General features: G+C 55.4%; 13 protein-coding genes. 6 read left to right on the top strand and 7 right to left on the bottom strand.

Features of this window, described 5'->3' with window-relative positions:
* Positions 1 to 44: 44 nt before the first annotated feature.
* The 5 genes from ftsZ (at position 45) to mutT (ending at position 6214) form a co-directional block, all read left to right on the top strand.
* Complete coding sequence (gene ftsZ / locus ACOTXC_RS15410) at positions 45 to 1196, top strand: cell division protein FtsZ (RefSeq protein WP_022647048.1); 1152 nt, start codon at positions 45 to 47, stop codon at positions 1194 to 1196.
* A 101-nt stretch (positions 1197 to 1297) separates the two neighbouring features.
* Positions 1298 to 2215, top strand: a complete 918-nt coding sequence (gene lpxC, locus ACOTXC_RS15405) for a UDP-3-O-acyl-N-acetylglucosamine deacetylase (protein ID WP_003856337.1) — start codon at positions 1298 to 1300, stop codon at positions 2213 to 2215.
* 280 nt (positions 2216 to 2495) lie between these two features.
* Positions 2496 to 2999 carry a secA translation cis-regulator SecM gene (gene secM, locus ACOTXC_RS15400; protein ID WP_032621757.1) on the top strand — a complete coding sequence of 168 codons (504 nt, stop codon included), beginning with the start codon at positions 2496 to 2498 and terminating at the stop codon, positions 2997 to 2999.
* A gap of 59 nt (positions 3000 to 3058) precedes the next feature.
* Positions 3059 to 5764, top strand: coding sequence for a preprotein translocase subunit SecA (gene secA, locus ACOTXC_RS15395; protein ID WP_022647050.1), 2706 nt, complete (start codon positions 3059 to 3061; stop codon positions 5762 to 5764).
* Positions 5765 to 5821: 57 nt separating this feature from the next.
* Positions 5822 to 6214 carry an 8-oxo-dGTP diphosphatase MutT gene (gene mutT / locus ACOTXC_RS15390; RefSeq protein ID WP_046619985.1) on the top strand — a complete coding sequence of 131 codons (393 nt, stop codon included), beginning with the start codon at positions 5822 to 5824 and terminating at the stop codon, positions 6212 to 6214.
* Between the two features lie 34 nt (positions 6215 to 6248).
* On the opposite strand, the gene yacG is transcribed toward mutT, so the two are convergent.
* The 3 genes from yacG to coaE are packed head-to-tail and all read right to left on the bottom strand — an operon-like array spanning position 6249 to position 7816.
* Positions 6249 to 6443 carry a DNA gyrase inhibitor YacG gene (gene yacG, locus ACOTXC_RS15385; protein WP_003856332.1) on the bottom strand — a complete coding sequence of 65 codons (195 nt, stop codon included), beginning with the start codon at positions 6441 to 6443 and terminating at the stop codon, positions 6249 to 6251.
* A gap of 9 nt (positions 6444 to 6452) precedes the next feature.
* A complete protein-coding gene (zapD, locus tag ACOTXC_RS15380) occupies positions 6453 to 7196 on the bottom strand; it encodes a cell division protein ZapD (RefSeq protein ID WP_063146424.1) in 744 nt (247 codons plus the stop codon).
* Entirely contained in the window at positions 7196 to 7816 is a 621-nt protein-coding gene (gene coaE / locus ACOTXC_RS15375) for a dephospho-CoA kinase (protein WP_038415344.1), read from the bottom strand. The genes zapD and coaE overlap by 1 nt, the downstream gene beginning before the upstream one ends.
* A gap of 228 nt (positions 7817 to 8044) precedes the next feature.
* On the opposite strand from coaE, the gene ACOTXC_RS15370 reads away from it, so the two are divergent.
* Entirely contained in the window at positions 8045 to 9088 is a 1044-nt protein-coding gene (locus ACOTXC_RS15370) for a GMP reductase (RefSeq protein WP_022647054.1), read from the top strand.
* Between the two features lie 33 nt (positions 9089 to 9121).
* Here ACOTXC_RS15370 and hofC read toward each other — a convergent pair whose 3' ends face one another.
* The 4 genes from hofC to nadC all read right to left on the bottom strand — a co-directional run bounded on the left by hofC (position 9122) and on the right by nadC (position 13193).
* Entirely contained in the window at positions 9122 to 10306 is a 1185-nt protein-coding gene (hofC, locus tag ACOTXC_RS15365) for a protein transport protein HofC (RefSeq protein WP_126314609.1), read from the bottom strand.
* Entirely contained in the window at positions 10296 to 11675 is a 1380-nt protein-coding gene (gene gspE, locus ACOTXC_RS15360; RefSeq protein WP_421767811.1) for a type II secretion system protein GspE, read from the bottom strand. The genes hofC and gspE overlap by 11 nt, the downstream gene beginning before the upstream one ends.
* Before the next feature lie 12 nt (positions 11676 to 11687).
* Positions 11688 to 12125, bottom strand: coding sequence for a prepilin peptidase-dependent pilin (ppdD, locus tag ACOTXC_RS15355; RefSeq protein WP_023299332.1), 438 nt, complete (start codon positions 12123 to 12125; stop codon positions 11688 to 11690).
* 174 nt (positions 12126 to 12299) lie between these two features.
* Positions 12300 to 13193 (bottom strand): carboxylating nicotinate-nucleotide diphosphorylase, encoded by an 894-nt coding sequence (nadC, locus tag ACOTXC_RS15350; protein ID WP_022647058.1) that lies wholly within the window; start codon positions 13191 to 13193, stop codon positions 12300 to 12302.
* Positions 13194 to 13406 lie beyond the last annotated feature (213 nt).

Raw genomic sequence — 13406 nt, 5'->3', positions numbered from 1 at the left:
AGAATTAGCGGTCTCGGGCGACAGGCACAACGGAGAGAGAGATTATGTTTGAACCTATGGAATTAACCAACGACGCGGTGATTAAAGTCATCGGCGTCGGTGGCGGCGGCGGTAACGCCGTAGAACACATGGTGCGCGAGCGCATCGAAGGTGTTGAATTCTTCGCGGTGAACACCGATGCGCAGGCACTGCGTAAAACGGCTGTTGGCCAGACGATTCAGATCGGTGGTGGCATCACTAAAGGTCTGGGAGCAGGGGCTAACCCGGAAGTGGGCCGCAACGCGGCTGAAGAAGATCGTGAAGCGCTGCGCGCTGCACTGGACGGTGCAGACATGGTCTTCATCGCAGCGGGTATGGGCGGCGGTACAGGTACCGGTGCAGCACCCGTTGTGGCGGAAGTCGCTAAAGATTTAGGTATTCTGACCGTTGCTGTCGTGACCAAGCCTTTCAACTTTGAAGGTAAGAAGCGTATGGCTTTCGCGGAGCAGGGTATCACCGAGCTGTCCAAGCATGTGGACTCTCTGATTACCATCCCGAACGACAAGCTGCTGAAAGTGCTGGGTCGCGGTATCTCTCTGCTGGACGCCTTTGGCGCGGCAAACGACGTGCTGAAAGGCGCGGTTCAGGGTATTGCTGAACTGATTACCCGTCCTGGCCTGATGAACGTCGACTTTGCAGACGTTCGCACCGTGATGTCCGAGATGGGCTACGCGATGATGGGCTCTGGCGTGGCGAGCGGTGAAGACCGTGCGGAAGAAGCCGCTGAAATGGCGATCTCTTCTCCACTGCTGGAAGATATCGATCTGTCTGGCGCGCGCGGCGTGCTGGTCAACATTACCGCTGGCTTTGACCTGCGTCTGGATGAGTTCGAAACCGTGGGTAACACCATCCGTGCATTCGCCTCTGACAACGCGACCGTTGTTATCGGTACGTCCCTTGACCCGGAAATGAACGACGAACTGCGTGTGACTGTTGTGGCCACCGGTATCGGTATGGACAAGCGTCCTGAGATCACCCTCGTGACCAACAAACAGACTCAGCAGCCGGTGATGGATCGTTACCAGCAGCACGGTATGTCGCCTCTGACTCAGGAGCAAAAACCGGCTGCGAAAGTGGTGAACGACCCGACTCCACAAACGGCAAAAGAGCCAGATTATCTGGATATCCCGGCGTTCCTGCGTAAGCAAGCTGACTAAGAATTGGCTGGAATTTGGGGATTTGCGCTCTTTGTGCTAAACTGGCCCACCGTTAGTGATATACACTCTCGGTTGGATAGTTAATTTGGCGAGATTATACGATGATCAAACAAAGGACACTTAAACGTATCGTTCAGGCGACGGGTGTCGGTTTACATACCGGCAAGAAAGTCACACTGACGTTACGCCCTGCGCCGGCCAATACCGGGGTCATCTATCGTCGCACCGACTTGAATCCACCGGTAGATTTTCCGGCCGATGCCAAATCTGTGCGTGATACTATGCTCTGTACTTGTCTGGTGAACGAGCATGACGTGCGGATTTCTACCGTAGAGCACCTGAACGCCGCCCTGGCGGGTCTGGGTATCGACAACATTATGGTTGAAGTCGATGCGCCAGAAATCCCGATCATGGACGGGAGTGCTGCTCCGTTCGTTTATTTGTTGCTGGATGCCGGCATCGAAGAACTGAACTGCGCGAAGAAATTTGTTCGCATTAAAGAGACCGTTCGCGTCGAAGATGGCGACAAATGGGCTGAATTCAAACCGTACAATGGTTTCTCGTTGGACTTCACCATCGATTTTAACCATCCGGCGATTGACTCCAGCACCCAGCGCTATGCGATGAACTTCTCTGCGGATGCGTTCATGCGTCAGATCAGCCGAGCACGTACCTTCGGCTTTATGCGTGATATCGAATATCTGCAATCCCGCGGCCTGTGCCTGGGCGGCAGCTTCGATTGTGCCATCGTTGTTGACGATTATCGCGTACTGAACGAAGACGGCCTGCGTTTTGAAGATGAATTTGTCCGTCACAAAATGCTGGACGCGATCGGCGACCTCTTCATGTGTGGTCACAACATCATTGGTGCCTTTACCGCGTTTAAATCCGGTCATGCACTGAACAACAAACTGTTGCAGGCCGTCCTGGCAAAACAGGAAGCCTGGGAATATGTGACCTTCGAAGACGAAGCTGAACTGCCGCTGGCGTTCAAAGCCCCGACTATGGTCCTGGCGTAACGGTTAAAGCCGTTTCGTAAGAAAAGCGACTGGTTCACCTGGTACTCTCTCCGACCAGGGAAGCCAGTCGTTTTTATTTCTGCCCTTTCTGGATTTGTCTCTCTCACCCCTGGCCTGTGTTGGGTGCCAAATAACGGTGTGTTCGCTGCATTAATGACCGTTTTTACCTGCTGCAAGGTGTCATTCCTGCTGTCGTGTATTGGCTTTAGTGGTAATATCTGGGCGCTAAAAAAGAATAACTGAACTCAGCCTGCACTGGCGGGCGAACGTGGTGGAGCAAGTGAGCGGAATACTGACGCGCTGGCGACAATTTGGCAGACGTTACTTCTGGCCGCATCTCTTATTGGGGATGGTCGCGGCGAGTCTCGGCTTGCCTGTGCTCAGCAACAGCGCAGACGCGGCAACGCCAGCACGTTCCACGACGACCAAACACGATCTCACCACGCGGGTTAACTTCACTAATCTCGCATGGCTTGAAGCCAACCGTCGTCCCAATTTCTCCGTTGATTACTGGCAGCAACACGCGATTCGCACGGTTATTCGCCATCTGTCGTTCGCGATGGCGCCGCAGACGATGCCTGTTGCTGAAGAAACGCTGCCGGTCCAGGCTCAGCACCTTGCTCTGCTCGATACGCTCAATGCGCTTCTGACGCAGGACAACCAGCCGCCTGTGACCGTGAGTCAGACGGCGCAAACTGCTTTTGTTTCCCCCGCATCCTTCTCTGTTTCGACCTGGATTAGCCAGGTTCACGGCATCCGTGCCGGGCCTCAACGCCTCAGCTAAATTAACCCTTTTTCAATACCTTAATTTATCTGCCCGACTGGGGCGTTTGAGAATTTATTATGCTAATCAAATTGTTAACCAAAGTTTTTGGTAGTCGTAACGATCGTACCCTGCGCCGCATGCGCAAAGCTGTGAACGTCATCAACGGTATGGAACCGGCGATGGAGAAGCTCTCTGATGATGAACTGAAAGCAAAAACCGCGGAGTTCCGTGCGCGTCTGGAGAAAGGCGAAACCTTAGAAAGCCTGATCCCGGAAGCCTTTGCCGTAGTACGTGAGGCCAGTAAACGCGTGTTCGGCATGCGTCACTTCGACGTGCAGCTGCTGGGCGGGATGGTGCTCAACGAGCGCTGCATCGCGGAAATGCGTACCGGTGAAGGTAAAACCCTGACTGCAACGCTGCCGGCTTACCTGAATGCGCTGACGGGTAAGGGCGTTCACGTTGTTACCGTCAACGACTATCTGGCGCAACGCGACGCCGAAAATAACCGTCCACTGTTCGAATTCCTCGGCATGACCGTGGGCATTAACATGTCCGGCCTGCCGGCACCTGCCAAGCGTGAAGCCTACAACGCGGACATCACCTACGGCACCAACAACGAATACGGCTTCGACTACCTGCGTGACAACATGGCGTTCAGCCCTGAAGAGCGCGTCCAGCGTAAACTGCACTATGCGCTGGTGGATGAGGTTGACTCCATTCTGATCGATGAAGCGCGTACCCCGCTGATCATCTCCGGCCCGGCCGAAGACAGCTCCGAGATGTACCGTAAAGTCGACAAAATCATTCCACACCTGCTGCGTCAGGAGAAAGAAGACTCCGATACTTTCCAGGGTGAAGGTCACTTCTCCGTGGATGAAAAAGCGCGTCAGGTCAACCTGACCGAACGCGGCCTGGTGAAAATCGAAGAGCTGCTGGTGGCTGAAGGCATTATGGAAGAGGGCGAGTCTCTGTACTCCCCGAGCAACATCATGCTGATGCACCACGTAACGGCTGCACTGCGCGCGCACGCCCTGTTCACCCGCGACGTTGACTACATCGTTAAAGACGGTGAAGTCATCATCGTCGATGAACACACCGGTCGTACCATGCAGGGACGTCGCTGGTCCGATGGTCTGCACCAGGCCGTGGAAGCGAAAGAAGGCGTGGATATTCAGAACGAAAACCAGACGCTGGCCTCCATCACCTTCCAGAACTACTTCCGTCTGTACGAGAAGCTGGCGGGGATGACCGGTACCGCAGATACCGAAGCGTTTGAGTTTAGCTCCATCTATAAGCTGGATACCGTGGTAGTACCAACCAACCGTCCAATGATCCGTAAGGATATGCCGGACCTGGTATACATGACCGAAGCGGAAAAAATCCAGGCGATCATCGAAGATATTCGCGATCGTACCGCGAAGGGCCAGCCGGTTCTGGTGGGGACCATCTCCATCGAGAAATCTGAAGTGGTGTCTAACGAGCTGACCAAGGCGGGCATCAAGCACAACGTGCTGAACGCCAAGTTCCACGCTAAAGAAGCAGATATCGTTGCGCAGGCGGGTTACCCGGCTGCCGTAACCATCGCTACCAACATGGCGGGTCGTGGTACCGATATTATGCTCGGCGGTAGCTGGCAGGCCGAAGTGGCCGAGCTGGAAAACCCAACCCCGGAGCAAATCGCGCAGATCAAAGCCGACTGGCAGGTGCGTCACGACGCGGTGCTGGCATCCGGTGGTCTGCACATCATTGGTACCGAGCGTCATGAATCTCGTCGTATCGATAACCAGCTGCGCGGTCGTGCGGGCCGTCAGGGTGATGCCGGTTCTTCCCGCTTCTATCTGTCCATGGAAGATGCGCTGATGCGTATTTTCGCCTCTGACCGTGTGTCCGGCATGATGCGTAAACTGGGCATGAAACCAGGCGAAGCGATCGAGCACCCGTGGGTTACCAAAGCGATTGCCAACGCCCAGCGTAAAGTAGAAAGCCGCAACTTCGACATTCGTAAGCAACTGCTGGAATATGATGACGTTGCCAACGACCAGCGTCGTGCAATCTATACCCAGCGTAACGAACTGCTGGACGTGTCCGACGTGAGCGAAACCATCAACAGCATTCGCGAAGATGTGTTCAAAGCCACTATCGACGCGCACATTCCACCGCAGTCTCTGGAAGAGATGTGGGATATCGAAGGCCTGCAGGAACGTCTGAAAAACGACTTCGACCTCGAACTGCCAATCAAAGAGTGGCTGGACAAAGAGCCTGAGCTGCACGAAGAGACCCTGCGCGAGCGTATCTACGAAACCGCGCTGGACGTCTATAAGCGTAAGGAAGAAGTGGTTGGCGCTGAGATGATGCGTCACTTCGAGAAAGGCGTAATGTTGCAGACCCTGGACTCCCTGTGGAAAGAGCACCTGGCGGCGATGGACTACCTGCGTCAGGGTATCCACCTGCGTGGTTATGCGCAGAAAGATCCGAAGCAGGAGTACAAGCGTGAATCCTTCTCCATGTTTGCTGCCATGCTGGAGTCGCTGAAGTATGAAGTCATCAGCACTCTGAGCAAAGTTCAGGTGCGTATGCCGGAAGAAGTGGAAGCGATGGAGCAGCAGCGTCGTGAAGAAGCTGAGCGTCTGGCACAGATGCAGCAGCTGAGCCATCAGACCGATGAGAGCGAAGCCGCAGCGGCAATCGCAGCGCAGACGGGCGATCGTAAAGTCGGTCGTAACGATCCGTGCCCATGCGGTTCCGGCAAAAAATACAAGGCGTGCCACGGCCGCCTGAGCTAAGAACATAACAAACCGAAAAGGCGCAGATATCTGCGCCTTTTTTATGGACGTGACATGATGAAAACACTGCAAATTGCTGTCGGGATCATTCGCAACCCGCAAAACCAGATCTTCATTACCCAACGTGCCGCCGATGCGCATATGGCCAACAAATGGGAATTCCCCGGCGGGAAAATCGAATCAGGTGAAACGCCGGAGCAGGCGCTGGTGCGTGAGCTTCAGGAAGAGGTGGGGATCACCCCGCTTGGCGCAACGCTGTTCGATAAGCTGGAGTACCAGTTTCCGGACAGGCACATCACGCTGTGGTTCTGGCTGGTGGAAAACTGGGAAGGTGAGCCATGGGGAAAAGAGGGGCAGCCGGGTAACTGGATTGAGCTTCAGGCCAGCGATGCGGAAAAATTCCCGCCTGCCAATGAGCCTGTGATCCTCCGGCTGGTCGCACAACCGTAGGCCTGCTAAGCGAAGCGCCAGCAGGCTTTTAATGTTACTGCTGGTTTTCGCTCCAGTCATCGCTATCCGAGAGATCGCCTTCGCTCGGAATGCGTTTCTCTTCCGCCGCCCATTCGCCCAGGTCTATAAGTTGACAGCGTTTGCAGCAGAATGGGCGAAATGGACTCACTTCTCCCCAGACGACAGTTTTCCCACAGGTTGGGCAGTTTACGGTGGTTACGTCAGACATCGGCACTCCTTAACAACAGGCCAGTTCAAAATCGAGGCGTTCCGGCACGGTGCCATGCTCACTGTCCAGCGGCATAAAGCGGATCGCGAAACGGCTTTTATGTCCGGAAATTTGCGGGTAAAGCTGCTCGCCAAGAGAGAGATTCAAACGCAGAAGATCGGCGTCGTCGCCGTTATCCTGATAAAAACCGTTGAGACTGGTCTGCTTGCGGAACGGGGCAGAGTTACGCACAAGATCGAGGATCAGGGATAACGTTTGATTCATCGGCTCCAGACTGCCCATCCAGCTGTTCACCTGGCGATCGCGCTGTTCCTGCGGCATGTGCAGCCACATATGCAGCGTTGGAAGGTCAAAGCTACAGCAACCGCCCGGTATGCTCAGACGCTGACGCACCAGCGCAATCAGACGGTCCTCGCGTAAAAATTGTCCAACGCGCGGCGCGGCCATCAGCGTCGCGCTGCTGTTTTTTAGCTGCTGGCGTAAAGCGTCAATTCGACTTTGATCTACGCCCGGTACTTCGGCCCAGGCCTGTAATTTACGCTGCTGGCGCTCCAGCTCTTTCAACAGCTCAGTGCGGACATCGCCGCGTTCAATCACATCCAGCAGATCGCCCACGTTGCGGAAAAAATGCAGCGCGGTGGCATGATCGTTGACGGGCAGATGTTGTGAAAGTTGTTGAATAAGAAATTCTATGCGTAGCCAGGTACGCATTTTTTCGTTAAGCGGATGCTCAAAAAGGATATGAGTCGACATTATGGTTTTTCCTGTGCAACGGCCTGCGCGGCGAAGGTCAGATACTTCGCGTGCAGACGAGCAACATCCGATGCAATGGCATCTGGTGCGCCGTTATTATCAATAACATCATCCGCAACGGCGAGGCGCGCTTCGCGCGTGGCCTGTGCGGCAAGAATTTGTTCAGCATGCTCGCGTGAAACATGGTCACGCGCCATGGTTCTCTGGATTTGCGTTTCGCGGGAAACGTCAATCACCAGCGTTCTGTCTGCTTTATTTTGAAGCTGATTTTCCACCAGTAACGGGATCACCCACAACACATAGGGCGAACTGGCTGCGGCAATCTGACGCTGAGTTTCATGGTGGATAATGGGGTGGAGCAGGGCATTAAGCCAGGCTTTTTCCGCCGGATCGGAAAATATGCACTCACGCAGCTGCCGACGATTCAGGGTGCCGTCAGCCTGTATCACACGGCGACCAAAATGCGCTTCGATGGCGTTTAAGGCGGGTGTATTGGGTTCTACCACCTGACGGGCAATGATATCGGCGTCGATAATCGTGATGCCGAGACGAGCAAACGCGTGCGCAACGGTGCTTTTACCACTACCGATGCCGCCGGTTAATGCGACGATATACCCCATTAAATCAGATCCTGGGAATTATTCAGTTTTAAAATCAGTTGCTTAAAATTCAAACTTACAACAGCCAATGTTTAGCTCTCTTTACCCGCTTTTTACCAGGTAAATTTATAGGATTGTAGCGTAAAAAAAGAGAATTTCGCAGTCTTGCGGAGCAGGTATTAGTGCGTATGATAGCGTCACTGGAGTTGTGCTTTTAATATATTTGCCTCTAACCCCAGGAATCCGCACATGCGTATCGAAGAAGATCTGAAGTTAGGTTTCAAAGACGTTCTTATCCGCCCTAAACGCTCTACACTGAAAAGTCGCTCAGACGTTGAACTCGAACGTCAATTCACCTTTAAGCATTCCGGTCAGACGTGGTCTGGCGTGCCGATTATCGCGGCCAACATGGATACCGTCGGGACCTTCGAGATGGCGACCGCGCTGGCGCAATTCGACATCCTTACTGCGGTACATAAACACTACAGCCCTGAGGAGTGGAATGCGTTTGTCGCCTCCGCCTCGGCTGACGTGGTGAAGCATGTGATGGTCTCGACCGGTACGTCTGATGCAGATTTCGAGAAAACCAAACAGATCCTGAACGCCAATCCGGCGCTGAATTTTGTCTGCATTGACGTGGCAAATGGTTATTCCGAGCATTTCGTCCAGTTCGTCAGCAAGGCGCGTGAAGCCTGGCCAACCAAAACCATCATCGCGGGCAACGTGGTGACCGGTGAAATGTGTGAAGAGCTGATCCTCTCCGGGGCCGACATTGTGAAAGTAGGCATTGGCCCGGGGTCCGTTTGCACCACGCGCGTGAAAACCGGTGTGGGTTATCCGCAGCTGTCTGCGGTAATTGAATGCGCTGACGCCGCGCACGGTCTGGGCGGCCAGATCATCAGCGACGGTGGCTGCACCATGCCAGGCGATGTGGCGAAAGCCTTCGGCGGCGGCGCGGACTTCGTGATGCTCGGCGGCATGCTGGCAGGCCACGAAGAGAGCGGCGGTACCGTGGTGGAAGAGAACGGTGAGAAATTCATGCTGTTCTACGGAATGAGCTCTGAATCTGCGATGACCCGTCACGTGGGTGGTGTCGCGAAATACCGTGCGGCGGAAGGTAAAACCGTGAAGCTGCCACTGCGCGGCCCGGTCGAAAACACGGCGCGCGATATCCTCGGCGGTCTGCGTTCTGCCTGCACCTACGTGGGGGCTTCCCGCCTGAAAGAGCTGACTAAACGCACGACGTTTATCCGCGTTCAGGAGCAGGAAAACCGCGTATTTAATAGCCTCTGACGGCTACGGCTGGCGCGCGTCCGTGCGCCAGCATTACCCCGCGCTCATTGCATCCCCCAGATGGAAAATCGGCAGATACATTGCCACCACCAGCGTGCCAATAATCAGACCTGTCACGACCAGTAGAAAAGGCTCAAGAAGCGCCGCCAGATTGTCTGCCTGCTGAAATGTCTGTTCCGTATGATGGCGGGCCAGATTCATCAGCATCACATCCAGTGAACCCGATACTTCTCCGGTGCGAATGAGCTGAATACACAGTGGTGTAAAAACAGAGGCCTTCTGGAAGGAGGACCACACGGGCATCCCCTGTTCGATATCGCTGCGTATCTCACGGAGTTTCTCCTGCCAATAGCCACTCTCAACGGTTTCCTCCACACTCTCCAGTCCTTGTAAAAAGGCAATCCCGGCCTGCTGGGTTAATGACAGCACGGTAAAAATTTGCCCCAGTTTTTGCCCACGCATCAGCGTGCCCATCACCGGTACGTGTAATAAGACGTACTGCCAGCGCGGATGCCGCCGCAGCTTACAGGCGATGACAACCATTGCCACGAGCAGGGCCAAAAGGGTGAGGATATGCGCCTGAACCAGGGCCGCCAGCCCCATGACTGCCTGCGTGAGCAAAGGGAGCGGGGTGTTGAACGTTTTGTAGATTGCAGCAAACTCAGGCAACACCAGCGTGACCATCGCCAGCACCACGAAAACGGCCAGCGTCAGGATGATCAGCGGATAGCGCAGCGCTTTCTTCACCTTTGCACTGAGCTGCTGCTGGGATTTTTGTTGCTGCGCAAGCTGACGGCAGCAGGCTTCGAGCTTACCCGTCAGCTCACCCGTCTTCACCATCGAGACATAAAGGGGGCTAAACACCTCTGGCCATTTCTTCATGGCCTCTGACAGGGCGCAACCTTCGCTCAGGTCATCGGCAAGACTGTGCAGCAGCGCCTGCCAGTGCTTCAAAGGATGCTGTTCCGCCAGCATGTGCAGGCTTTGGGACAGCGTAAGTCCGGCCTGTAGCAGCGTGGCGAGCTGGCGAAAAATATCGTAGCAGTGTTGCACCTGCCATCGGTGTCGCTGCTGGCAGCGTTTTAGCGCCAGCGGGTGCAGCTGTTTAAGCACCAGAGCCGTGTAAGCTGCGTTACGGTCGATGGCCCAGAGGGTGCCGGTTTGCACCTCCCCCTCGGTGGTCAGGGCACGCCAGCGCCAGAGCGAATTAGCAGCCATCGGGCATTCCCAGGACGCGCAACAGCTCTTCGAGCGTGGTCAGCCCTTGCTCTACGGCCATGCAGCCGTGCTCAAACAAAGAGGTCATTCCCGCCTGACGAGCGCTGGACCCAATCACCTCCGTGCTTGCTCCGCTGGCGATGGCCTGCCGCAGCGTGTCGTCGATGACGAGCACTTCAAAAATGGCTACGCGACCATAAAAACCGTGGTAGCAGCGCTCGCAACCGGTGGGTTGCCAGCGAGGAAGCTGCCGGGGCCACAGCGTGCGAGGTAATTCGGTGTGGCGGCTGGCTTCCTGTCGGCAGTACGGGCATAAACGACGCACCAGCCGCTGGGCAATCACCATCGAGAGCGCCGAAGAGATCATCCAGCGCGCGACGCCCATCTGTTGCAGCCGTACCAGCGTTTCAGTCGTCGAATTAGTATGGAGGGTGGACAGCACCAGATGCCCGGTTTGCGCCGCCTTAATGGCAATTTCTGCCGTTTCGCCGTCACGAATTTCACCCACCATAATGATGTCAGGATCCTGCCTGAGCAGGGCACGCAGCACGCTCTGGAAGGTCAGCCCCGCGCGCGGATTAATCTGCGTCTGGTTTAAGCCTGCAAGCGGGATTTCAACGGGATCTTCCACGCTGCAAATATTAACGTCAGGGGTATTTCGCGCCTGTAACGCACTGTACAGCGTCACCGTTTTCCCGCTACCGGTCGGGCCGGTGACCAGAATCAATCCCTGAGGGCTGTTAAGCGCCCCGGCAAAACGGGCCTGCTGGTCTGCACTCATCCCCAGCAGTTCAAGCTCCAGTGCCTGCTGCACCTGGTGAAGCAGACGAAGCACGATTTTTTCTCCACCGCTACAGGGAAGGGTTGCGATACGAAAAGAGACGGTGACGCTTGCCAGCTCCACCGTAAACTGACCGTCCTGCGGCAGGCGGCGCTCCGCAATATCCAGTTGACCCAGCACCTTCAGGCGTGCGGCAAGCGTCGTACCGAGGGCGGCGGAAACCGGCGGTTGCGGGTAGAGAACACCGTCGATTCGCAAACGGATCTGGTAGCCGTGCTCCGTCGGTTCAATATGGATGTCAGAAGCCCGCTGGTTCACTGCCTGCTGCAACGTTGTACTGAGCACGTCAGCGGCTGAGTTTGGCACTATTCCCGGCAGGTGTGATGATGAGAGGGACTGAAGCCGTTTTTCCATCCGTTCGGCCGTCCAGCACTCAATATCAATACGTTTCTGCGTGGCGAAGCGTAACGCTTCCATCAGCTCAGAGGCAGGATTACCCACCACCGCAATGCTGATCATCTCGGTGTCGCTTGCGAGTAGCAGTGCGTGATGGCGCTGACAGAGCGTCATAAGCTGTTCGGTGTTCATTGTCCACTCCTGTCAGTTGTTGTCGAAGCGGAAAACATCTTCACAGGCTTGTCTGAGCGCCGTGTCGGACGCAATGTTGCAGGCACGCGTCCAGCCCGTCATACCGTTACCGTCGCTCCAGATCGGTGTCATGAGCACTTCAAGTCCGTTAAGACTCTCCTGTCCTGTTAACGATACGACCCCCTTCGCCACGCTCATCGCTGAAACGTAACGCGTTGTAGTCGGGGAGGGGATACCATTGGTTCCTGCGTCGCAGCGATCCACACCACCACGATCCAGGGCGCAAAGCTCAATAGCGGTGCGGTAGGGAATGAACGTTTGAAGCATATCGGTGAGCGCTGCTTTTCGCAGGTAGTTCTGATAAGCCGGGATGCCAATCGCGCTCAGGATGGCAATAATGCCAATGACCACCATTAACTCAATCAGGGTAAATCCTTGTTGTCTGTTCATATCTGCTCCTTACGTTAAGTGGCGCTACTGTGGCAGTACCGGCGCGCAGAAACGAGGGGCAAAAGCGCGAACGTGAAAGGGCTTTCAGGGAAATGATTCAGTGTTGCAGAGAAGGACAGCGTAATTGCGAGCGGTTTCGTATTTCCCCTCTCCGGGCGGAGAGGGGAAGATCAGTTATTTGAAGCGCATCGAGAGGTCCAGGGCACGTACGTGCTTGGTCAGGGCTCCCACGGAGATATAATCGACGCCGGTTTCAGCAAATTCGCGGAGGGTGTCGAACGTCACGTTGCCGGACACCTCAAGCTGCGCCTGGCCGTTTGTGCGTTTGACCGCTTCACGCATCTGCTCCGTGTCGAAGTTATCGAGCATGATGATGTCAGCCCCCGCTTTAATGGCCTCGTCCAGCTCATCCAGCGTTTCCACTTCCACCTCAACCGGCACATCCGGATGCAGCCAGAAGGCTTTTTCCACGGCCTGACGTACCGAGCCAGAGGCAATAATGTGGTTCTCTTTGATCAGGAAGGCATCGGATAGCCCCAGACGATGGTTGGCGCCGCCACCGCAGAGCACGGCGTATTTCAGCGCGGTGCGCAGGCCCGGCAGGGTTTTACGGGTATCCAGCAGCTGCGTGCGGGTGCCTGCCAGCAGGTCAACGTAGCGGCGTACTTCACTGGCAACGCCAGAGAGCGTTTGCACAAAATTGAGCGCGGTGCGTTCACCGGTCAGCAAGACGCGGGACGGGCCGTCCAGCTCGAACAGTGGCTGATTTGCCGTGACCGCATCACCGTCCTCAACGTGCCATGTTACCTGCACCTCGTCGCCCGCCAGCTGGGTAAAGACCTCCTCAACCCAGCGTTTGCCGCAGAAAACCCCCGCTTCGCGGGTGATGACTACCGCGTGCGACCGTGTCTCTTTTGGCAACAATTGGGCGGTAATATCGTTATCGGCACTGACGTCACCGCCGAGGTCTTCTCTCAGGGCATGGGCAACGCTTGCCGGGATATCACTATTAATACGTTCCAGAAGCGCGTCACGTCGGTGGTCGGGGTTATAGCGGCGAGGCGGCATGATAAAACTCCAAATTGGTAACGAATCATAATATTGAAACATGCTACTCTGAACCGAGTAACAGCACCATAGATAAGGAGTTCTAGGGAAGGTGCGAACAAGTCCCTGATATGAGATCATGTTTGTCATCTGGAGCCATGGAACAGGGTTCATCATGAGTCATCAACTTACCTTCGCCGACAGTGAATTCAGCAGTAAGCGCCGTCAGACCAG

The sequence above is a fragment of the Enterobacter cloacae complex sp. IR5428 genome (assembly GCF_049238585.1).
GTDB classification, from domain to species: Bacteria; Pseudomonadota; Gammaproteobacteria; order Enterobacterales; family Enterobacteriaceae; genus Enterobacter; species Enterobacter intestinihominis.
This window is presented reverse-complemented; position numbering and strand designations above follow the sequence as displayed.